At 42.1% G+C, this 22,240-nt stretch carries 21 protein-coding genes; 14 read left to right on the top strand and 7 right to left on the bottom strand.

The window, feature by feature from the left end; genetic code table 11:
* Positions 1-60: 60 nt before the first annotated feature.
* The 3 genes from purC to dapA are packed head-to-tail and all read right to left on the bottom strand — an operon-like array spanning position 61 to position 2,337.
* Complete coding sequence (gene purC / locus B9T33_RS02030) at positions 61-780, bottom strand: phosphoribosylaminoimidazolesuccinocarboxamide synthase (RefSeq protein WP_078190626.1); 720 nt, start codon at positions 778-780, stop codon at positions 61-63.
* Between the two features lie 36 nt (positions 781-816).
* Positions 817-1,422, bottom strand: coding sequence for a lipoprotein-34 precursor (NlpB) (locus B9T33_RS02025; RefSeq protein ID WP_086177274.1), 606 nt, complete (start codon positions 1,420-1,422; stop codon positions 817-819).
* 15 nt (positions 1,423-1,437) lie between these two features.
* Positions 1,438-2,337, bottom strand: coding sequence for a 4-hydroxy-tetrahydrodipicolinate synthase (dapA, locus tag B9T33_RS02020; RefSeq protein WP_086177273.1), 900 nt, complete (start codon positions 2,335-2,337; stop codon positions 1,438-1,440).
* A 728-nt stretch (positions 2,338-3,065) separates the two neighbouring features.
* On the opposite strand from dapA, the gene mhpT reads away from it, so the two are divergent.
* The 5 genes from mhpT to ppk1 all read left to right on the top strand — a co-directional run bounded on the left by mhpT (position 3,066) and on the right by ppk1 (position 8,839).
* Complete coding sequence (mhpT, locus tag B9T33_RS02015; RefSeq protein ID WP_086177335.1) at positions 3,066-4,271, top strand: 3-(3-hydroxy-phenyl)propionate transporter MhpT; 1,206 nt, start codon at positions 3,066-3,068, stop codon at positions 4,269-4,271.
* 231 nt (positions 4,272-4,502) lie between these two features.
* Entirely contained in the window at positions 4,503-4,811 is a 309-nt protein-coding gene (locus B9T33_RS02010; protein ID WP_228145761.1) for a hypothetical protein, read from the top strand.
* Positions 4,812-4,882: 71 nt separating this feature from the next.
* Positions 4,883-5,527: a bifunctional nicotinamidase/pyrazinamidase gene (gene pncA, locus B9T33_RS02005; protein ID WP_086177272.1), complete on the top strand. Its 645-nt coding sequence runs from the start codon at positions 4,883-4,885 to the stop codon at positions 5,525-5,527.
* Positions 5,528-5,607: 80 nt separating this feature from the next.
* Positions 5,608-6,570 carry a bile acid:sodium symporter family protein gene (locus tag B9T33_RS02000; protein ID WP_086177271.1) on the top strand — a complete coding sequence of 321 codons (963 nt, stop codon included), beginning with the start codon at positions 5,608-5,610 and terminating at the stop codon, positions 6,568-6,570.
* Between the two features lie 205 nt (positions 6,571-6,775).
* Positions 6,776-8,839, top strand: a complete 2,064-nt coding sequence (ppk1, locus tag B9T33_RS01995; protein ID WP_086177270.1) for a polyphosphate kinase 1 — start codon at positions 6,776-6,778, stop codon at positions 8,837-8,839.
* Between the two features lie 47 nt (positions 8,840-8,886).
* Here the strand turns inward: ppk1 and B9T33_RS01990 are convergent, their stop codons facing one another.
* Entirely contained in the window at positions 8,887-10,140 is a 1,254-nt protein-coding gene (locus B9T33_RS01990; protein ID WP_086177269.1) for a hypothetical protein, read from the bottom strand.
* Between the two features lie 77 nt (positions 10,141-10,217).
* On the opposite strand from B9T33_RS01990, the gene serB reads away from it, so the two are divergent.
* The 3 genes from serB to B9T33_RS01975 all read left to right on the top strand — a co-directional run bounded on the left by serB (position 10,218) and on the right by B9T33_RS01975 (position 12,820).
* The gene (gene serB / locus B9T33_RS01985) at positions 10,218-11,438 is read left to right on the top strand and encodes a phosphoserine phosphatase SerB (RefSeq protein ID WP_086177268.1); all 1,221 of its coding nucleotides are present in this window, start codon (positions 10,218-10,220) and stop codon (positions 11,436-11,438) included.
* Positions 11,439-11,852: 414 nt separating this feature from the next.
* A complete protein-coding gene (gene aciT / locus B9T33_RS01980; RefSeq protein ID WP_086177267.1) occupies positions 11,853-12,185 on the top strand; it encodes an AciT family ciprofloxacin tolerance protein in 333 nt (110 codons plus the stop codon).
* Between the two features lie 155 nt (positions 12,186-12,340).
* Positions 12,341-12,820 (top strand): SCP2 sterol-binding domain-containing protein, encoded by a 480-nt coding sequence (locus tag B9T33_RS01975; RefSeq protein ID WP_086177266.1) that lies wholly within the window; start codon positions 12,341-12,343, stop codon positions 12,818-12,820.
* Between the two features lie 92 nt (positions 12,821-12,912).
* Here B9T33_RS01975 and dtd read toward each other — a convergent pair whose 3' ends face one another.
* Positions 12,913-13,353 (bottom strand): D-aminoacyl-tRNA deacylase, encoded by a 441-nt coding sequence (dtd, locus tag B9T33_RS01970; protein ID WP_086177265.1) that lies wholly within the window; start codon positions 13,351-13,353, stop codon positions 12,913-12,915.
* Between the two features lie 230 nt (positions 13,354-13,583).
* On the opposite strand from dtd, the gene B9T33_RS01965 reads away from it, so the two are divergent.
* The 5 genes from B9T33_RS01965 to asd all read left to right on the top strand — a co-directional run bounded on the left by B9T33_RS01965 (position 13,584) and on the right by asd (position 18,968).
* Positions 13,584-15,101: a catalase gene (locus B9T33_RS01965; RefSeq protein ID WP_086177264.1), complete on the top strand. Its 1,518-nt coding sequence runs from the start codon at positions 13,584-13,586 to the stop codon at positions 15,099-15,101.
* Positions 15,102-15,259: 158 nt separating this feature from the next.
* Positions 15,260-15,760: an ankyrin repeat domain-containing protein gene (locus B9T33_RS01960; RefSeq protein WP_086177263.1), complete on the top strand. Its 501-nt coding sequence runs from the start codon at positions 15,260-15,262 to the stop codon at positions 15,758-15,760.
* 146 nt (positions 15,761-15,906) lie between these two features.
* Positions 15,907-17,115: a nicotinate phosphoribosyltransferase gene (gene pncB / locus B9T33_RS01955; RefSeq protein WP_086177262.1), complete on the top strand. Its 1,209-nt coding sequence runs from the start codon at positions 15,907-15,909 to the stop codon at positions 17,113-17,115.
* 156 nt (positions 17,116-17,271) lie between these two features.
* Complete coding sequence (locus B9T33_RS01950; protein WP_086177334.1) at positions 17,272-18,120, top strand: sulfurtransferase; 849 nt, start codon at positions 17,272-17,274, stop codon at positions 18,118-18,120.
* A complete protein-coding gene (gene asd / locus B9T33_RS01945; RefSeq protein WP_086177261.1) occupies positions 18,117-18,968 on the top strand; it encodes an archaetidylserine decarboxylase in 852 nt (283 codons plus the stop codon). The genes B9T33_RS01950 and asd overlap by 4 nt, the downstream gene beginning before the upstream one ends.
* Before the next feature lie 130 nt (positions 18,969-19,098).
* On the opposite strand, the gene B9T33_RS01940 is transcribed toward asd, so the two are convergent.
* Positions 19,099-19,698, bottom strand: a complete 600-nt coding sequence (locus B9T33_RS01940) for an SPOR domain-containing protein (RefSeq protein ID WP_086177260.1) — start codon at positions 19,696-19,698, stop codon at positions 19,099-19,101.
* A gap of 220 nt (positions 19,699-19,918) precedes the next feature.
* Positions 19,919-21,709, bottom strand: coding sequence for an arginine--tRNA ligase (gene argS / locus B9T33_RS01935; RefSeq protein WP_086177333.1), 1,791 nt, complete (start codon positions 21,707-21,709; stop codon positions 19,919-19,921).
* Between the two features lie 177 nt (positions 21,710-21,886).
* Here argS and B9T33_RS01930 point away from each other — a divergent pair, with 177 nt between their 5' ends.
* Positions 21,887-22,174: a DUF2798 domain-containing protein gene (locus B9T33_RS01930; protein WP_086177259.1), complete on the top strand. Its 288-nt coding sequence runs from the start codon at positions 21,887-21,889 to the stop codon at positions 22,172-22,174.
* The last annotated feature ends 66 nt before the right edge of the window (positions 22,175-22,240 follow it).

Here is a 22,240-nt window from a genome sequence, read left to right as displayed (position 1 = left end):
AATTTTTAAAACTAAAAAACCGAGCTAGTAAGCTCGGTTTTTTTGAATTCGTTGAACGAATTAGATATCAGAAAGGTCGATACCTAAACGTGCAGCAACTTCTTCATACGCTTCAACAACACCGCCTAAACCTTGACGGAAACGGTCTTTGTCGAGTTTTTTCTTAGTGTCTTTGTCCCATAGACGGCAACCGTCTGGGGAGAATTCATCACCAAGCACGATACGGTCGTGGAACACACCAAATTCAAGTTTGAAGTCAACAAGAAGCATGTTGCCAGCGTCGAACAAGCCTTTAAGAACTTCGTTCACTTTGTAAGTCAATTCTTTCATTTGAGCAAGCTGTTCAGCAGTTGCCCAACCTAAAGCAATCGCTTGAGACTCATTCACCATTGGGTCGCCTAACGCATCGTCTTTAAAGAACAATTCGAAAGTCGGTGGAGTAAGTTCTTTACCTTCTTCAACGCCTAAACGACGGCAAAGTGAACCTGCTGCATAGTTACGAATAACGCACTCTACAGGAACCATCGTTAATTTTTTAACAAGTACTTCAGTTGGAGAAAGTAATTTCTCGAAGTGAGTTTCGATGCCAGCCGCAGCCAATTTTTCCATGATGAAGGCGTTAAAACGGTTGTTCACCTTACCTTTACGATCCAGCTGTTCGATTTTTTCGCCGTTAAATGCAGAAGCATCGTCACGGAAAACTAGGATGAGGTGGTCTGAACTATCTGTTTCATAAACAGATTTCGCTTTACCAGTATAGAGCAAGGTTTGTTTTAACATGAGGGAACCTTTTTCGAGAAAAAATGCCTAGTACGACTAGGCTGGCCAATTTTGGTAAATCTGAGCTAACAGATCTGCAGCTTTTTCTTTGTCTGCAAAACTATTATCGGCATTAAACACAGCAATATTATTGCTTGAACCTACAGAAGAAAGTCTTAAAACATAGGTCTGTTGATCGACCTTAACGGTTACTTCGTAACGGTTTTTGCTCTGACCAACAATGGTATGGTTAAGGCTGCTGAGGGTAGCAAGTGTGTATTGCCAAATTGTAGCAGAATTTCCATCCACTTTGAGCAGTGGATTCTGATTTCCATCGACCAATAATTGAGGTCGAGCAATATTTGTACTGTCTGCTGAAGTTTCTGTAACTGAATCATTTTTTTCCTCGACTGGACGAGGAAGGGCATAACGATTGCCACGCTTGTTTTCGAGATTTGGCGCGTGCTCGATTGCAAGCGGGTCAACCGATGGAGCAGGATACAATGGTGTTGCAGGACGAACCATCGAACCTTCAGGATATTTCAACGGCTCCACAGTTGTGGTGTCTTTATAGTCCAGCGTGCCATTATTGAAGGCAAGTGAACTACAACCGGCCAAAGTAAATACTGAAAGTGCCAGGCTTAGTCCTAAACGTAATTGCATCATGTTTGCTCTTCTTTATTTGATAACGCCCGCAGTGATCAGTGCTTCACGAAGCGGAGTGCGATATTGTTCTGCAAGTGGTGTTAATGGTAAGCGAATACCTGTTTCAATGAGTTTCATTTCATGAAGTGCCCATTTCACAGGAATTGGATTTGATTCGCAAAATAAAATTTGATGTAAATTTGCAACAGCGGCATTTTGTTGTTCAGCTTTAGTTGCATCACCAGAGAGTGCTGTTGCACACATATCACTCATTTCTTTAGGCGCAACGTTTGCAGTCACTGAAATGTTGCCTTTTGCGCCAAGACCCATCAATTGATACGCAGTTGCGTCGTCACCTGAGTACACCACCATATCTTTGCCTTTTAGGCCTTCAATCAGTGCTTGACCGCGAGGAACATCACCTGTTGCATCTTTAATACCCACAATTTGTGGAATATTTGCAAGACGAATGACGGTGTCATTGTCCATATCGACACCAGTACGACCTGGAACATTGTAAAGAATTTGAGGTAAATCAACAGCTTCAGCAATGGCTTTGTAGTGTTGATATAGACCTTCTTGAGTTGGCTTGTTGTAATACGGTGTAACCAACAATGCTGCATCAGCACCGAGTTCTTTGGCTTCTTTGGTGAGCTCAATCGCTTCATGCGTTGAATTTGCACCCGTACCCGCAATAATTGGAATGCGTTTGTTGGCAACACGAATGATTTCTTTGATCACTTGTGTGTGTTCAGCCATGCTTAGGGTCGATGCTTCACCAGTTGTACCAACAGCGACAATACTGTTGGTGCCCTGTTTTATATGCCACTCAACCAGCTTCTCGAGGCTCTTCCAATCTACGCTGCCATCTTCAAACATTGGGGTGACGATTGCGACAATTGAACCTTGAATGGTCTGAGCTTGCTGAGTCATTTTGAAAAGCTATCCTATTTGTCCATCCGAAGAGAAGAAATTGAATTTTCTGGATGGTTTCGTATTTTGATTTGTAGCAACTTTCAATGGGATTTGCCCAAATTGAATAATGCTTACGCAAATTATGACTGATCAAACGCATAAGAACAATATGCTTTGGTCAAAGCCATAAAATTCTTTATACAAATCAAACTTAAAACAATCAAGTGTAAAATAGCGGTTTTTTTGCAGCTTAAAAATTATTCAGCACTTTAAATCAATCAGTTGAAATAAAATGTAGATAGGTACAGCAATTTGTCAAAGTTAAGCCCAATAAATGCACTCAAATGTAATAAATACTGCTAATCCGTGCTTTTTGATCAGAATTTAAGATTAAAAACCAATCACTAAAGATTTAAAAGCTATATCAATTTGATCGGGATTAATTGCAAATCATTGTTAAAAACTTGGCTAATAATCTTTTTTTTATCTAATAGAAATTAGGAGAATTTCCTAAAGGGTTGAAATCTTTTCTTGTTATACCTATTGAAATGCAAACTCAACATTTCAATGGTGATTAGACTTTAATTGGTTTTACGACTTTGTGAGTTAACTCTCAAAATATATTAGATCTTGCACGTATTTTGAATTCTGACTAAAAGGTTCAACTTATTGGTAGTTATATCCTCTATATGGCATCGGCGATGATTCAACTTTATTTGAACGCTGATGACAACAAGGATTCTCCAATGGAAAAGTCAGATAACAAGCACGCTATAGTTACGGTAGCAATCTGTTTCCTTATTGCCGTAATCGAAGGTCTGGATATTCAGGCTGCGGGCATTGCAGCAGCAGGGATTCGTGAATATTTTGGGCTAGATAGCTCTCAACTGGGGGTTTTTTTCAGTGCTGGTATTTTAGGCCTGTTACCCGGTGCTTTAGTGGGTGGTCGTGTTGCCGACCGTATTGGTCGTAAAAAAGTTTTAATTTGGTCAACAGGTATGTTTGCCATTTTTACCCTGTGTACTGTTTGGGTAAATAGCTTCCATAGTTTGTTGGCAGTGCGTTTCTTGGCAGGGGCAGGTCTTGGTGCTGCTATGCCAATTTTGATTACCTTAGCTTCTGAAGCGGTAACACCACAAAATCGTGGTCGTGCAGTTGGTCTGATGTATTGCGGTATGCCTGTTGGCGCAGCGATTCTTTCGTTAATTGCCTTAACGGATTTCGGTGGTAACTGGAAAAACATTTTCTATCTTGGTGGTTTATTACCGATTATTGTGATTCCACTGATGATTTTCTTTTTACCAGAATCACGTGAATTCCTTAAAGCCAAAGATCAAGCAGTTCAAACTGCGGGTGAAGCTCAGCAAGGTGCATTCAAAGATTTATTCAATACTGAAAATCGTCTGCGTACCTTGTCGATTTGGGTGAGCTACTTCTTTACCCTGATGGTGGTTTACATCATGTTGAGCTGGTTGCCTTCGTTATTCACTGAGCTTGGCTTTACGCGTAAAGACGGCGCTACCGCACAGTTCTACTTCATGGTTAGTGCAACGATTGGTACCATTATTTTGGGTATGTTAACTGACCGTTGGAAAAAAGCGTATGTGATTGTCTTAATGTACGGCGGTATTTTGGCGGGTCTATTTGCGCTTAATGGCGCAGGGTCATTGACACAAATGTACATGGCTTCTGCTTTGGTTGGTGCATTCGTAATTGGTTGTCAGGGGGTGTTATATGCCTTTGGTGGTATCGTTTACCCAACTCAGCTCCGTGGTACAGGGGTAGGTGTGGCATCTGCGGTAGGCCGTGTTGGCGCAATGCTTGGTCCAGCAATCGCGGGTCAATTATTGGCAGCAGGTTTTGGGGCAGCAGGTGTAATTTCTGCAGCAATCCCATGCATTATTATCTCTGCAATCTTTATGTTGTTCTTGGTACGTCGTATTCCATCTTAAGAGAACGCGCCATACCGGAAGCCCACCTTGCGTGGGCTTTTTTATTGCGTCAAATTAAGTCGCCATGTCAAAGCTGAAAGATTATATGGATTTGATTTTATGTCATTATTTATTTAGAAAATAAATCATAAAGAAAGTAAAGAGGTCTGATGTCATCTAAAAAGTTAGTCGCTCAATTTAAAGTTAAAGAACAAGAGTTCAGTTTAATATTTGCATCATGATGAATTCCTGTTGGAACTAAAGCAAATATTTAAAATCAATCGACAACAACCACAGCGCGATGCTTGGTTGGCTTTTGCAGATGAACCCACTTTTGATGATGTTGCAGAAAATATCAATGCCTTTGTAGTGATGCAGCAGACCCGAACACAGCTCCTTAAATATATTCAGCGTCAGCAACCGCGTTATTTTTATTTTCATGCCTCAACGCCTCGTAAAGCCAAGATTTATCCACGATTTGCCGAACGTTTAATTGAGCATTTGCCGAAGTATCGGTATTGTCAGGATGGACAGTCATTTTATTTTTATGCGTTGGAATGAATACTGGTCATTCAAATAAAATCATACATATCAGTTGAAACGCTTTAAAGCAAAGGAATGGATTTAGATTTATGCAGAAAAATACAGCTTTAATTGTGGTCGATGTACAAAATGGATTTACCCCAGGTGGGAATTTGGCCGTGGCCAATGCCGATCAAATTATTCCCGGGATTAATCAACTTGGAGCATATTTTTCAAATATTGTACTGACCCAAGATTGGCATCCTGCTGATCATATTTCTTTTGCGGAAAATCATCCTGACCACGCCGTGTATGACAGCATTCAACTGAGTTATGGGCCTCAAGTACTATGGCCTACGCACTGTGTGCAGGGCACGACAGATGCGGAGCTTCATCCAGAACTTAATTTACCCACGGCACAATTGGTGATTCGCAAAGGTTGTCATCAACAGATCGATAGCTATTCCGCTTTTATGGAAGCTGATCATCGTACATCGACAGGACTGGCGGGTTATTTGCGTGAGCGTGCTATAGATAAGGTATTTATTGTAGGGATTGCGACCGATTTTTGTGTGGCTTGGACTGCGATGGATGCACGAAAATTGGGCTTTGAAACGTATGTCATTGCGGATTTAACCAAAGGCATCGATTTACATGGCTCTTTACAGCAGGCATGGCAAGAAATGTTAGCCAGTGGGGTTAAACGCATCTATCTTAAAGACATTGTGCAGCAACATATACAGCAAAGCGCTTGAGTTGATAAGATACCGTCAAATACTTAATAAGGCACAGGCGCGTGCCTTTTTTGTTGCTGAAAATAAAAGAGATATAGCCTATGTCCGCTTTTTTGAAATTTACCCAATTTGTGCAAAAAACCTTTGCCATTTGGGTGGTGTTGTTTGCCGCCATTGCGATGGTCGTTCCTGACGTTTTTGTTTGGCTCAAGGCCTATATCCCGTGGATGCTCGGCATAATTATGCTTGGTATGGGCATGACCATGACTGTGGGCGATTTTAAAAGCGTACTGCAAAGCCCTAAAGCGGTAATGATTGGGGTTTTGGCACAGTTTATTGTGATGCCGGGTTTGGCTTTTGTACTGTGCAAACTCCTCCAGTTACCCACTGAAATTGCGATTGGGGTAATTTTGGTCGGTTGCTGCCCGGGTGGCACAGCATCGAACGTGATTACCTACATGGCAAAGGGCAATACTGCACTGTCTGTAGCGTGTACTTCGGTATCAACCTTGCTTGCGCCGATTTTGACTCCCGCAATTTTCTATTTGCTGGCAAGTCAATGGATTGAAATCAATGCCATGTCAATGTTGGTCTCAATTTTACAAGTGGTGTTGTTCCCAATTGTGGTCGGTTTGATCATTCGTGCTGTATTAAAAAAACAAGTCGAAGCCTACATCCAAGTGATGCCGTTGATTTCCGTGGTGGCGATTGTTGCAATTGTAGCGGCGATTATTGCGGGCAGTCGTACACAAATTTTGGAGTCAGGTTTACTGATTTTAGGCGTGGTTGCGCTGCATAATGGTCTAGGATATTTACTCGGCTTTTGGGCGAGTCGTTTGTTCAAATTGCCTTATGCAGACTGTAAAGCTGTATCGATTGAAGTGGGTATGCAAAACTCAGGATTGGGCGTAGCTTTAGCGGCGACACATTTTGCAGCGTCACCATTGACCGCTGTGCCAAGTGCAATATTCAGTTTATGGCACAACATTTCAGGGCCAGCGCTCGCGACCTATTGGGCCAGTCGGACCGAAGAACCGAATGAAGTCTCAGACAAATTGAAATAAACCATTCGATGTACATTAAAAAAGGAGAGCTTAAGTTCTCCTTTTTTAATGTGTACGCTATGAATATGTTTTTATAAATAAATTTGGAGCGTTGAAGTGGCTTTTTTGCATCAATTCTGCGATCTGTAACATAAGTGTCATATCCGCTGCCTAACATGCCGGCTAAACACTTTATATAGACTGTTTTAAGCAGCATTGAGAGGGTATGGAACATTTTCAGCATTCATCTGAAACGTATTTTAATCGTGAATTATCGCTTTTGGCCTTTCATCGACGGGTTTTGGCACAGGCCTTGGATGATCAATTGCCGTTATTAGAGCGGTTGAATTTCTTGATTATTTTTTCACGTAATCTAGATGAGTTTTTTGAAATTCGCATTGCTGGCCTGATGAAACAGCGTGATCTGAATGCAATTGCGCGTACTCCAGATGCAATACCGACTGAAGTGATTTTGGATGAATTGTCTGAGACCATCCATCAAACCGTACAACAGCAATATGAGGTACTGAATCATGCCATTCTTCCAGCCTTGCAGGCACAGGGCATTCGCTTCATTCAGTTCCAAGATATTTTAGCAAAGCATGAGTCTTGGATGAGTCAGTATTTTAGTAAAGAAGTACAGCCTGTACTGACTCCGATCAGCTTAGATCCATCACATCCATTCCCACGTCTGGTGAATAAAAGCTTAAATTTTATTGTCAGTCTAGAGGGGAAAGATGCATTTGGTCGGGCGATTGAAATGGCGATTGTTCCGGCACCGCGTTCCTTACCTCGGCTTATTCAAATGCCTGCTGACGTTGCAGGGAATACAGATACACAAATCTTTTTGACTGCGATTATTCAACAGCATATCAATGATTTGTTTCCGGGCATGAAAGCCAAAGGCTGTTATGCCTTTCGCGTGACACGTAATGCAGATTTGGTCTTGGCTGAAGATGTGGATGATTTGGCGGTGGCGTTGAAAGATGAATTGTCGTCACGACGGTTTGGTCGCGCTGTGCGCCTCGAAATTGAAGATGACTGCCCGCAAACGATTATTGATTATTTGCTGAATGAATTCGATTTAAGTACAAAGGAGCTGTATCGCATAGATGGTCCGATTAATTTATCGCGTTTAAGTACAAGCTTTAAACGTCCAGAATTAAAATATCCAATTTACACGCCAGTCATACCTAAAGTCTTGCGTAAGCAAACGGGGATATTTGACCTGCTCAAAGCGCAAGATGTGCTTTTGCACCATCCTTTCGATTCGTTTCAGCCTGTGATCAATTTGCTGCGTGAAGCGGCCAAAGACCCCAAAGTTTTGGCGATCAAACAAACGCTATACCGCAGTGGCCCTGACTCAGACATTGTTCAAGTGCTCGCTGAAGCGGCGCGTAATGGTAAGGAAGTCACCGCGGTCATTGAGCTACGTGCGCGTTTCGATGAAGAATCCAATATTACTGTGGCGAATATTCTGCAAGAAGCGGGTGCGGTCGTGGTTTATGGCATAGTCGGTTATAAAACCCATGCCAAAATGATTTTGATTGTGCGTCGTGAAAATAATAACTTGGTGCGCTATGCCCATTTAGGCACTGGAAACTACCATGCTGGCAATGCGCGGATGTATACCGACTATGGCTTAATGACCACGCAACCAGACATTTGTGAAGATGTGCATCGGATGTTCCAAGAGCTGACAGGCATGGGCAAAATGGCCAAGTTAAAAGCTCTATTGCACGCGCCGTTCACGTTGCATACAGAATTACTGAAACTGATTGATCAGGAAATTGAATGTGCTAAAGCTGGTCAATCTGCGCGTATTATCATTAAAGTCAACGCCTTGACTGAACCGCAACTGATCGCTGCTTTATATCGAGCATCTCAAGCAGGTGTGCAGGTCGATTTAATTGTGCGCTCAATTTGTTGTCTGATTCCACAGGTTGTGGAACTTTCGGAAAATATCCATGTACGTTCAGTGGTTGGGCGTTTCTTAGAACATACGCGTGTGTATTATTTTGAACAGGGTGGGGAAAAACGTTTGTACTGTGCCAGTGCCGATTGGATGGGACGTAATTTATTTTCAAGAGTGGAAACTTGTTTTCCAATTTTAGACCATCGGTTGAAAAAGCGAATTATTAAAGATGGTCTTTTGAACTATTTACAAGACAATCAAAATGCATGGGAATTACAATCTGATGGTCAATGGTTCAAAGTGAAATGTGCAGAAAATGAAGCAGCATATAGTGCACAGCGCTATTTGATCGAACAGAAAGTTTTGACCGTTTAAAAGATTAAAAAAAATCCCGCATCAAGCGGGATTTTTGATTCTACAGCTTAAGAGGCTTTAGATTGCTTTGACTTAAGAATTTCAGTCCGTAGGCTTTGCGCTAATTCAGCAGCATCGCTGTCCATGCCATTCATCATAAAGGCATGGCGTGTCAGCACATTGGTTGGGTTTGGTAAGCTCACCAATTGGAAATGGTCTGAAATTTCTTTCAAGAGCGCAGTCGGTACATGGATCGCGCTTTCTTTAGCCACCAACTGTTGTACCAAGCGATCAGCTGCTTGCACAGATGAAAGTTGCATAGCCTCAACCGAGCTTGAAATTGCACTACGGGTTTGTAAAACAAAACGTCTTTCTTCACGGTAGCGTTTGTATAATACATCCGACAATAGCTGAAACACTGCACTGATCATCGCCAAACAACGCAAAGCATCTGGAGTATCGGCAGTCATGCTGATCGTTGCACCATGTTCATCGAATTTATGTACAGTGGTAATGTCCGAACTGTTGAACTTGTAGTGTTGAATACAGAGTTCTGTGGTTTTGTTGAGGAAAATTTGGCACAGATTAAAATAAGGCAAAGAAACGGTTTTATTTACAGTATCGAGCAATTGTTTAGGATCATAAAACTGAATATTCAATGCTAAGCTGTTGCTATCAAGAACCACAGGTTTGATTTCTTTGTGTTTCGCTTTGGCTTGTGCATTTTGCTGAGCCTGTGCAATTGCTACTGCTGCATTATGTTTTTCTTGTTCTAAGGCTTGCGCTAGCGTTTGAATTTCATGTTTCAAGCGAGATTCACTGTTAATACGTGCCAAGTATTCAGTACGACTAGGTCGCGCGATCGCACGATAAGCTAACCACAATAAGCCATGTAAGAAGAATGAAACTAAAATAGCCGCCCACTGAGTACGTAAAATTTCACCAATACTTGGTTTGATTAAGGTAATTTCGACCGTGCCGACTTTCTTTTCATTTTGTAGAGCATCACGGACAAAAATTTCGCCTTCACGAGTCTTGGTCAACCCCCCAGTTGCCAATACTTGATTGTTGGCATTTAAAATGCGGATAGAAGCCACACTTGGGTTTGTTGAATAACGGTCAGCGAGTAAAGCCAGCGAAACCGTATTGGCGGGTTCAAGTTCAGATAAGCTGTCTGTGACCAACTGACTGGTCATAAGCTGTCCCTGACTGGCACGATTTTCGTTCAGTTGGTGGGTTGTTGCCAATACCAATAAAAAAGTATGTAAAGCAAAACAAACGATTAATAGGCTAGCAAATAGCCCTTGTCTAGGCGCATTCAACGTAAACTTCCAAGGCAATTCTATTCAATTTAGATTATGATTCTTACATTAGTTGTAGCTCAGACCCGAGTCAATTCATGCGAGAAATCATTCTTATATCATTTTTAGGACCTGACCAACCTAATCAATTTACACGATTAATGCAGGTTTTGTCCGCACATTCCTTACAGATTTTAGATGTTGGGCAAGCCGTCATCCATAACCAGCTGACCTTAGGTATTGTTGTTTCGTCGGAAGACCAGACTGCGACAGCATTAGCCATGAAGGAAATGTTGATTTTAGCACATGATATTGGCTTAACAGTGCGCTTTAAACCAATCTCTACAACAGAATATCAACAATGGGTAAATGAGGGAGGCCGCACGCGCTATATCGTTACGGCACTTGCTCCAGAATTACAAGCATCTCATTTACAGGCAGTTACAAATATTGTGTCTAGCCAAGGCTTCAATATTGAAACGGTGACCCGTTTATCGGGCCGTCCTGAGCTTGATGACGTGAGTGAAGCACCGAAGCGAGCATGTGTACAATTTGGTCTTAAAGGTCAGATGTTAGATGCAACGGCGATGCGTGCTGCTTGCTTACGTCTTTCGACTGAACTGGGTGTAGACGTAGCCGTACAAGAAGACAATGCTTACCGTCGTAACCGCCGTTTGGTTTGCTTCGATATGGACTCAACCTTGATTGAGCAAGAAGTGATTGATGAACTGGCAATTGAAGCTGGCGTTGGGGCACAAGTGGCTGAAATCACGGAACGTGCGATGCAAGGTGAACTTGATTTCCAACAAAGCTTCCGTGCACGCGTTGCTTTGCTAAAAGGGATGGATGCATCTGTATTACCAAAAATTGCTGAGCGCCTCACCGTGACTGAAGGGGCGGAACGCCTGATTTCGACTTTGAAATCACTGGGTTATCGTACGGCTATTTTGTCTGGCGGCTTCCAATATTTTGCTGAATATTTACAAGAGAAATTAGGCATCGATGAAGTGCATGCCAATGTCTTGGATGTGCAAGATGGCGTCGTAACGGGTGAAGTCAAAGGTCATATTGTTGATGGTGCACGTAAGGCCTTGTTACTGACTCAAATTTCCGAAGAAATGGGCATTTCACTGGAGCAAGCCATTGCGGTTGGTGATGGTGCAAATGATTTGCCAATGCTGTCTTTGGCTGGGCTAGGTGTGGCTTTCCGTGCTAAGCCATTGGTCCGTCAAAATGCCAATCAAGCCATTTCAAGTGTTGGTTTGGACGGTGTGCTTTACTTACTGGGTGTCCATGACAAAGATTTAAATCGTGCTTAATGCGATTGAATTCGATCTAAAAAACGCAGCAATCATGCTGCGTTTTTTTATGCCAAAAAATATAGGTTCCGATGAACGGTAAAAGAAAATTGTCGATAAAAACAACGATTAACAGCATTCGAAAAATTAATTTTTTTAGCCTAAATTGCACGATTTTTTTTGTAATGACACGCGAAACAAGGCAGCATCATTGTTCTAGAAATTATCTAAAAAGAAAAAATGTAATGACAAAATAATGTTGCGACAAGGTGTGTCGCATGGACAAAAAAGCAGACTTTTTTTATACGAAAAACTCAGCATAATGCTTGCAAGAGATTGAGATCGACCAAATCTATTTACTGAACAGACAGTAGTGCGGCAGGGTCAACATCCTGTAATACAAGAGATGTCACCTGTCGAATGACGGAGGTTTTTATGTTGACAGCGAATTTAGCAACAATCGTTGGCCTGAGCTTGGTATCGGCTGCTGTGATTGCTGTTTTCTTCTCGCCTTATCGTCGCTGGTTAAGTTTTATGCTGGCGGGGATGCTGGTGTGGGGACTCATTGAAGTGATTCGATTTGGTACACAAACCATGTTCGAATTATCGGTGGCGTATAGTTATTTAACAGCCTTGATGGCCGCAATGGTGGTGTTCACCCTAGTTCTTCTACGTGAAGATCGCCGTGCAGAGCGTGCCATGGCAAAGCGCCAGTGTATTGAACATACACCGGTGTATGATGAAGAGCAGCAGTGTTCTAGCCGCTAATATGTACTGAGATAACAACATCAAATGCGCCCACGGGCGCATTTTTTTATGAACGCATCAGTGTGATTTAAGATACAAAGGCTTACTTCTACAAACCGAAGTTATGGTAGGATGAAGCCAGTCAATTTTCCAACAATTACAATAGGCTTCGAGTCATGAAACTATCATCAATTCCTGTCGTAAAGCTTCCACTGGTTGATGTCAGCACGGATCCGCTGGACTTACTGGTTGCAGGTCTTGCACTGCGTATGAAACAGCTTGCACGTACCAGCCCTAAATTTATTGAATTGGTGCATGAACGTCAGTTTCGTATTCAAATTGGTACAGACCTCGGGGTTGCACGCCAAATTATTGTAAATAATGGTCAGATTGACACTGTTGCTGGTGATGCTGAAAAAGCGGATTTTATTTTGCAGTTTGCAGACAGTGAGCAGGGTGTAAAAACCTTAATGAAAGGTGACCCAACAGCATTTATGACGGGTATGCAAAACGGCAGCATTAAAATGGAAGGTGATTTTGGCTTATTGGTATGGTTTAACCAAGTTGCAAAATTGATTCCACCAAAATTACCAAAACCAGTGAAAGAAAAAATTAAACTCGCTCGTGCTTTTATTAAAGAAAAAACAGGTAAGTAAGTTTTATTCCTTATCCCCTTACTTTTTAAAGGAGGGGTTAGGGGAAGATTAAAAATGCCCTCGAAATAGAGGGCTTTTTTTGTGTCTAGCGTTTATTCGACTTCTAAATTAAAAGTCACTGGCCCATCATTGACCAAATGCACTTTCATGTCGGCTGCAAAAATACCCGTTTGCACATGTTCAAATTGGCTTTTGGCATAGTCGACCAATTGTTCATACAGCGCTTTGGCATCCGCAGGTGGCATGGCAGGGCCAAAATCAGGGCGTAATCCCTTTTGTGTTTGCGCCATTAAGGTGAATTGAGAAACCAACAGTAAGCCGCCCGCAGCTTGTTGAACATTCCAACCCATTTTGCCTTGTTCATCATCAAAGAAGCGATATTTCAAAATTTTATCGATCAGCTTTTTGCCTTTTTCTAAATTATCCTCTTTACCGAGCCCTAAGAACACCAAAATGCCATGGTCAATTTGACCTGTGGTTTGTCCATCGACAACAACTTTGGCTTCTAAAACGCGTTGTAACAAGGCTCGCATATGATTTCCGAACAGAGATTAAAAAAGACTGAGGGATTGTAGCAAATGCTAACTCGCCAGCATAAAACTGATTGATGGTTTTTTGTTCGTAAACATATGATTATAAAATGGATATTTTACATAAATCTAAAAATACGATTATATTTATAAATATAATCTGTTTTGACGTTTTAACTCTAATCTGTATTGTGGCCCGTGCAGGAAAGGTAAATGACAGAGAGATTAAGACGATGTTTAAGCGTTCTTTATTGGTTGCAATGTTAGCAACAGCAACGGTGGTGACTCAAGCAGCGCCATTAACCAAAGATAATGGTGCACCAGTAGGCGATAATCAAAACTCGATTACTGCGGGTCCAAACGGTTCAGTTTTACTTCAAGATGTACAGTTGGTTCAAAAGCTACAACGTTTTGGTCGTGAGCGTATTCCTGAGCGTGTGGTTCATGCGCGTGGTACAGGTGCTCATGGTGAATTCGTTGCGACGAAAGATTTATCCGACCTGACCATTGCTTCATTATTCAAAGCGGGTACAAAAACACCCGTTTTCTTACGTTTCTCAACTGTAATTCACGGGAAAGGCTCGCCAGAAACTTTACGTGACCCGCACGGCTTTGCAATCAAGTTCTATACGCAAGAAGGTAACTGGGACTTAGTGGGTAACCAAACCCCTGTATTCTTTATTCGTGATGCGATCAAATTCCCAGACTTTATCCATGCGATGAAGCCAAGCCCAATCAACAACGTTCAAGACGCAAATCGTGTATTTGACTTCTTGTCGAGCCAGCCTTGGGCAACCAACATGTTGACGTATGTCTATGGCAAGCAAGGTGTACCGACGAGCTACCGCGAACAAGATGGTTTCGGTGTCCATGCTTACAAGTTGTATAACGATAAAGGCGAATACAAATACGTTAAATTCAACTTCCGCTCTAAACAAGGCGTGAAAGGTCTGAACGTTAAAGAGGCAATGGAACAACAAGCTAAAGATTTCAACCATCTTACCAATGATCTTTATAACAACATCAACGCTGGTAAATTCCCGAAATGGGATCTTTATATCCAAGTATTGGATCCTAAAGATTTAAACAGCTTTGATTTTGATCCGCTTGATCCAACAAAAATTTGGCCGACTGATTTAGTGAAAGAAACCAAAGTAGGTACTTTAACGCTGAATCGTATGCCGAAGAACTTCTTTAATGAAACTGAACAAGTGGCATTAGCGCCAGGTAACTTGGTTCCAGGTATCGAGCCATCAGAAGACCGTTTACTTCAAGGCCGTATCTTCTCTTATTCAGATACGCAAATGTACCGTTTAGGCGCGAACCACCAGCAAATTCCTGTTAACCGTCCGCTTGTTGCTGTCAACAGCAACAACCAAGATGGCTACATGAATGTCAGCGAACGTAATTCTGACGTGAACTACGAGCCAAGCCGTAAAGAGCCTAAAGTGGCAACTGAGAAAGCACGTGCAGTTCAAACACCACTTTCAGGCACAGTTCAGCAAATCGGTACTAAAGAACAAAACTTCAAGCAAGCGGGTGAGCTTTACCGTTCATATACTGCCAAAGAAAAAGACGATTTAATCATGAACTTGACAGCTGACTTGGGCAATGTCAAAGATTCAGAAGCCAAGCACATCATGCTGTCTTATTTCTATAAAGCAGATGCAGACTACGGTATGCGTATGACCAAAGCTGTTAACGGCGATATCGCAATGGTGAAAGCCAAAGCAGCAAAACTTCAAGACTAATTTCGATCAGTCTATGCATTGGTGACTAGGGTCTCGCAATCACCTCCAAAAAGTCCTGTAGAACTCCAAACCTTTCCTGCACCCTAGGGGGAGTTTTACAGGCATTTAATATTTGACTATGGTTTTTAATTAATATTCGATTTCTGTTGGAGTTCATCATGAAAGCTATACAGCCTGCCATTTTAGTCAGTATTTTTGCGTTAGGTTCCGCATTCGCAAACGTAACTGCCGCGCAAGATATCTCCCCCGCTAAAAGTGCCGAACAGGTTCAGGTGAACTCACAACAGGAATTGATTGATCTATTTTTCGCTGCAGCCAAAACGGGCAATGACGACGTGATCAATGAATTTTTAAAACACGGCTTTCCCGTTGATGTGAGAAATGCCTCAGGATTTACCCCATTGATGATGGCGACCTATTATGGTCAACAATCCATTGTCACGACTTTGCTGGCGCATGGCGCTGACCGTTGTGCCCGTGACAATAAAGGCAATACGGCACTCATGGGGGCAATGTTTAAAATGGAATGGACGATTGCCAAGCAATTACGCAAAGTGGACTGTGATGCCAATACGCAACAGATTGGACAGAAGACTGCCGAACAGTTTGCACGTGAATTTGGGCAACTTGAAAAATACCAGCAGTTATTTAAGAAATAGCACAAATTATCTACGTTTTTAGGGCAGTGATGGGTACCAAAAGTCGATGAATTGGATAGATTTATAGTGAAATCAACCAAATCAATCGGCTTTTTTTCAATAAAGTATGCTTTAATGCAATAAGTTGATAAAAACTGAAAGTCTTTATGTCACCAATCATCCATTCCTTATTAGACACAGATCTCTATAAATTCACCATGTTACAAGTGGTGTTACACAAATTTCCGCAAACGCACAGTGTTTATCATTTTCGTTGTCGTAATTTAGATGATACGGTTTACCCGCTGGTCGAGATTTTGGATGATTTAAACACGCAACTCGACATGCTCTGTCAGCTGAAGTTTAAAGAAGATGAATTAAAATATTTACGTAGTCTGCGTTTTATCAAAAGTGACTTTGTCGATTATTTAGAATTATTTCAACTCAAACGCCGCTTTATTAATGCGGGGATTGATGATGAAGGTCGTTTGGATATTTGGGTAGAAGGCCCGATGGTTCAAGCGATGATGTTTGAAATTTTCGTGCTAGCGATTGTCAACGAACTGTATTTCCAGCAAATTCGTAGCCCAGAAGTTTTGCTTGAAGGTGAACGTCGCCTTCAACACAAAATTGCCTCGTTGAAACAGTATCAAACAGAACAAAATCCAAATGATCCGCCATTTTTAGTTTCAGATTTCGGCACACGTCGTCGTTATAGCTATGAATGGCAAAAGCATGTGATCACTGAGTTTTATCAAGCCGTACCAAATATTTTTCGCGGCACCAGTAATGTTTTAATTGCCAAAGATTTAAATATTATTCCGATTGGTACCATGGCCCACGAATTCCTCCAAGCCTTCCAAGCGTTGGATGTACGTTTACGTGATTTCCAAAAGGCTGCTTTGGAAACGTGGGTACAAGAATATCGTGGTGACCTTGGGATTGCCTTGACCGATGTGGTCGGTATGGATGCGTTCTTACGTGACTTTGACTTGTACTTTGCCAAACTGTTTGATGGTTTACGTCATGACAGTGGCGACCCGTATGAATGGGGTGATAAGGCTTATGCGCACTACAAGAAATTGAAAATTGACAGCAAAACTAAAATGCTGACTTTCAGTGATGGTCTGAATATCGAAAAAGCATGGTCATTGCATAACTATTTTAAAGATCGTTTCCAAGTGAGCTTTGGTATTGGTACAAACCTCACCAATGACATGGGGCAAACGGCACTGAATATTGTGTTGAAATTGGTTGAGTGTAATGGTCAATCGGTGGCTAAAATTTCTGATAGTCCCGGCAAAACCATGACAGATAACGATACCTTCTTGGCATACCTCCGTCAGGTCTTCGATATTCCAGAAGTTGCCGAATAAGTTCACGGCAAATAGCCGCTTAATAAATGAAGCCGAAGTCATCTTCGGCTTTTTTATATCTAAAAATTTGCTAAAGGAATGCAAAAATTCAGAATAATAGTAAAAATGACTTATGCTAAGATCAGTTTAAGCACGCAAATGACAACACGAATAACGATGACTGTATCTCCATTGAATTTAGGTCTGCTGATTGAGGCGGAAGAGTTAGTTCCACATTTGGGCAATGACAAATTACGTATAGTCGACCTCAGTCGTCGTTCGGTGTATGACCAGCTGCATATTCCTCATGCCTTACATGTACAGCCCAAACTCTTGGTCCGTCAAGAAGAACAGGCGATGGGGCTTTTGCCAGATCAAGCGGGTTTAGAACACCTGATTGCGTATTTAAATATTGGCCCTGAGCATCATGTCGTGGCCTATGATGATGAAGGCGGTGCATGGGCAGGGCGTTTAATTTGGAATCTGCATTGTCTAGGTTTTGAAAATACCAGTCTACTCAATGGCGGTATTCATGCATGGCTCGGCGCGGGCTTGCCAACATCTTCTGAAATTGACACATTCGAGCCAGTTGCACCCTTAGTCTCTGTGAATTTACAAGCCGCAGAGCAATATCAAACCAGCTATGACGATGTGCTCAATGCCATCCAGCAAGGCCAATTACAACTGTGGGATTGCCGTACGGAAGATGAATATACAGGGCTGCGTTTAGCAGCGCGACGCGGCGGTCACATACCGGGGGCACGACATTTCGAATGGAGTACTGCCCTAAACCGAGAAAATCATTTAAAATTGCATCCTTTAGAACGCACACAACAACGCTTAGAACAATTGGGATTCAATTTAAACGAACCTGTGGTGGTGTACTGTCAGTCACATCATCGCTCAGGCCTAGCTTATATACTGGGACGTTTACTCGGTTGGAACATTCAAGCCTATGATGGTGCGTGGAGCGAGTGGGGCAACCGACTCGATAGTCCTGTGATCACCGGAGAGTTGCCGTCTTGAGTCTTACATCTCAGTTAAAAAAACAAATTTTCATTCAAGCGCAGCGCGTAGTGCCTCAGCATAAACTTTCACGTATTGTGGGTAAATTGGCTGCCAGCGAACATCCTGTCGTGAAAAATGCGGTGATTTCTGCATTTAAAGCGCAGTATGGCATCGACATGTCGATTGCTGAACAAAGCAATGCGCTGAAGTTTAAATCCTTTAATGAATTTTTTACCCGTTCTTTAAAGGATGGTGTACGCCAAATTGATACGGATGCCAGTAGTATCGTTTCACCTGCAGATGGTGCGATTTCACAACTGGGTAAAATTGAAAATGGTGATGTTTTTCAGGCCAAAGGTCAGAAATTCACCGTTGAAAATCTAATCGCCGATCCACAATTGGCTGAACCTTTCAAAAATGGTCAGTTCGCAACCGTGTATCTATCGCCAAAAGATTATCACCGTGTGCACATGCCATTTGCAGGTACACTGACTGAAACTTTATATGTACCGGGTGAATTGTTCTCTGTGAACCAAACCACAGCCGAAAACATTCCAGGCTTGTTTGCACGTAATGAACGTATGGTCTGCTTGTTTGATACTGAAGTGGGTCGTATGGCAGTGGTCTTGGTCGGTGCAATGATTGTTGCGGGGATTGAAACCGTGGCTACAGGTAAAGTTAAACCTACAGGGCGTTTGGAACTCAATCAACACGATTTATTCTTAGAAAAGGGTGCAGAATTGGGCCGTTTCTACTTGGGTTCTACGGCTGTGGTGCTCTTTGAAGAAAATAAAATGCAGTGGGATGCGGCATTCAAAGCCAATTCAACTGTGGTGATGGGTGAAGCTTTAGGGCATACGCTTTAACAAAAATTCCTCTTCCTTTTATACAGGAGGGGCTAGGGGGAGGATTATCATATAAATCCCTCCCAAGCTTCCTTTGATAATGGGGGTGCTAAAAAAAGCGCCATTAAGGCGCTTTTTTTATATTCAATATTTAGCGTTTCACCACAATAGAGTCAATGCTGCTATGGCGTAAGGTTTGCTGTGCAATCACCGCAGCTTCTTGTGAATCATAAGGTCCAGAAACGACGCGGTACCACACTTTTCCATTTTCAGTGCTTTGAATCACATCGGCAGATAGACCGTTCAAAATAATCTCAGCACGACGGGCATCGGCTTGATCTGGGTCATCATAACTACGGACTTGCAAGATATAACTTGCTGCAGCAGGCGTTGCAGGTGACTCTTCCAATCCAGGTTCAGTGCTTTCAACTGGCTTTGGCTCAGGTGCATCAACAATCACCACCGCTTCTTTCGTGTTGTTTTCAGGCACGGCTTGTTCAGGAATTGGGGTCACTTGCTGTTGTGGCAGCAAATCATAAAAACGGTAGTCTTGATTGGTCTCTTCTTGATAGTGTTCAGAGGTAATTTGACCTTTCGGCTTTACGGGTTCCCATGGCTTCCAGAGCATCAGGGCAACCAAGAAACTCAACACGATTAAAATAATGACAAGGGTACCTAACCATGCAGGAATCAATGGTTTTTTAGGTTGATGAGACCGCTCAGATACACCGCGTTGCGTTTTTCCAAACACGAGGAAACCTCTTTAATTTTAATTGTGACGAACCACACTGGGTAGGCCCAGAAGTGTAATCTTAATTCTTATATATTACATGACTGTCATAAGTATTTTGTTTAATTTTCATAAATTCGGCAGATTGTGAATTGAGCAGTCATATCGCTGAATATAAACGAAATACAGGCTCATTTCGAGCCTGTATTTTTTCTAAGTATCGCTTAAACCTAAAATCGATTTACATGCTTTCTGGTGCGCTTACACCAAGGAGCTCAAGACCATTGCGCAGAACTTGCTGTACATTTACAGAAAGTAATAAACGCGCTTGAGTCAATTCAGCATCATCGCCTAAAACTTTATTTTCGTTGTACCAGCCGTGGAATAGTGCAGCAAGCTCTTTCAAGTAGTTACCCACTTGGTGTGGTTCGTAACTGTTCGCCGCACGAACGACAATTTCAGGATAAGCCGCAAGCTTCGCCAATACTTCAGTTTCAGCTTCAAGCTCAAGTTTCGCTGCAAATTGACGTGCTGCTTCAGCAGAGAATTGAACATTGGTTGCAGCTGCTTTTTCTAGCATACGGCAGATACGCGCATGCGCATATTGAATATAGTACACGGCATTGTCTTTGCTTTGTGACACGGCCAAGTCTAAGTCAAAATCAATGTGTTGTTCTGATTTACGCATAACGTAGTAGAAACGCGCAGCATCGTTGCCGACTTCTTTACGTAAGTCACGTAAAGTTACGAACTGACCTGAACGGGATGACATTTGCACCATCTCACCGCCACGCCATAAGCTCACGAACTGAACCAAAAGTACCGTTAATTTTTTAGAGTCATAGCCGAGCGCATCAATGGCTGCTTTTACACGTGCAATATAACCGTGGTGGTCAGAACCCCAAATATCCACGATATCGGTATAACCACGTTGCAGTTTATTTAAGTGATAAGCGATGTCTGAAGCGAAGTAAGTGGTTTGACCATTACGACGTTTCACCACACGGTCTTTTTCATCACCAAATTCAGTCGATTTAAACCAAATGTTGCCATCTTTTTCGTATAAGAAACCACGTTGATCGAGCATTTGTAGCGCTTCATCAATTTTTTCAGTCAAGGTTGCTTCACTGAACCATTGGTTGAAGGTTACACCAAACTCGCCGAGGTCATCTTTAATGTCATCCAGAATGGCTTTCAACGCTGCTTGATGGAATACACGATAACCCGCAGCTAAATGGTTTTGAGAATTATGAATCAAGCCATCAATGTGTTTTTCTTTATCACCAGATAGGACAACTTTATTGCCTTCTGCATCTGGTTCAGCGGCAAATTGCACATCTTCAGGCACATCTTTATAGATGTCGGCCACAGGACGGACATGGACATCGCCATCTTTGTCGATAATGCTTTGTGCGATTTCTTTAACGTAGTCGCCTTGGTATGCATTTTTAGGGAATACTAAGGTTTGACCTGTCAATTCTAAATAACGTAAGTAAGTCGACGTTGCCAAAATATCCATTTGGCGACCCGCATCGTTGACATAGTATTCACGGTCAACTTTTGCACCTGTTGCTTCCATTAGGTTAGCAACAGTCATGCCGTAAGCTGCACCACGACCATGACCTACGTGTAGGCTAGACGTTGGGTTTGCAGAAACAAATTCAACTTGTACGCGTTTTTCAGCGTTGGCTTGGGTACGACCGAATTGATCTTTCTGCGCTTGAATTTGGTCTAACACAGCAAAACGTTGGTCGGCATTTAAGAAGAAGTTAATAAAGCCTGGACCTGCAATTTCTGCTTTGCTGATATCTGCGACTTCTGGAAGATGTGCCAGAATTTTTTCGGCTAGATCACGCGGTTTCATACCTGCAGCTTTAGAAGCAATCATGGCAATGTTTGACGCAAAGTCACCGTGGCTTCGATCTTTAGTTCGCGTCAAATTGCTTGAGTTGTTCCAGTCAGATGGGAGTACACCTTCAGCTTGAAGGGATTGCACTGCATGGTCGAGCGCTGCTTGTATTGCCGTATTCATAATCAGTCGAAAAATAAATGTCGCAGAAAAACGGTAAATATAGCAAATTTCAGGCTCTTTAGGTGAACCCATTTGTTGTGAATAAAAAATATTCGATAAAAGTGTCATATTGCTTATATCGAAAAATAACGATATAAATGAATTTAGATTTTATTCGGATTCATTTGAGTACTCTGTATGTCGCAGCAAAGGGTTAAAATTTTTGGAAATATCCCTAAACTTCCAGCACGTTGGGCCTTGATTATTGTTCCCTTCATTTTGTCATGCCTCATGAGTGGGATTATTTCGTTTATTAATATGCTGCGTAATTTAGGTTGGTTTGAGGGATTTTTGGCATTGTGGTTTCACAACTGGATGATTTCTTGGGCGATCGCTTTCCCGATTGTGGTGACGCTCTTGCCATTTGTGCGCAGATTTACCGGCTTATTGGTGGATATGCACGACGTACAACCACCGAAAAAATAGTTCGAATAAGGCTTCATCTTAAATTAATGAATTTGAAAGGAAACCCATTCACACGATTGAAATAGT

The sequence above is a fragment of the Acinetobacter sp. ANC 5054 genome (assembly GCF_002135295.1).
Lineage (GTDB): Bacteria > Pseudomonadota > Gammaproteobacteria > Pseudomonadales > Moraxellaceae > Acinetobacter.
Note: the sequence above shows the minus strand (reverse complement) of the source record. Positions and strands in the feature narration are given on the sequence as shown.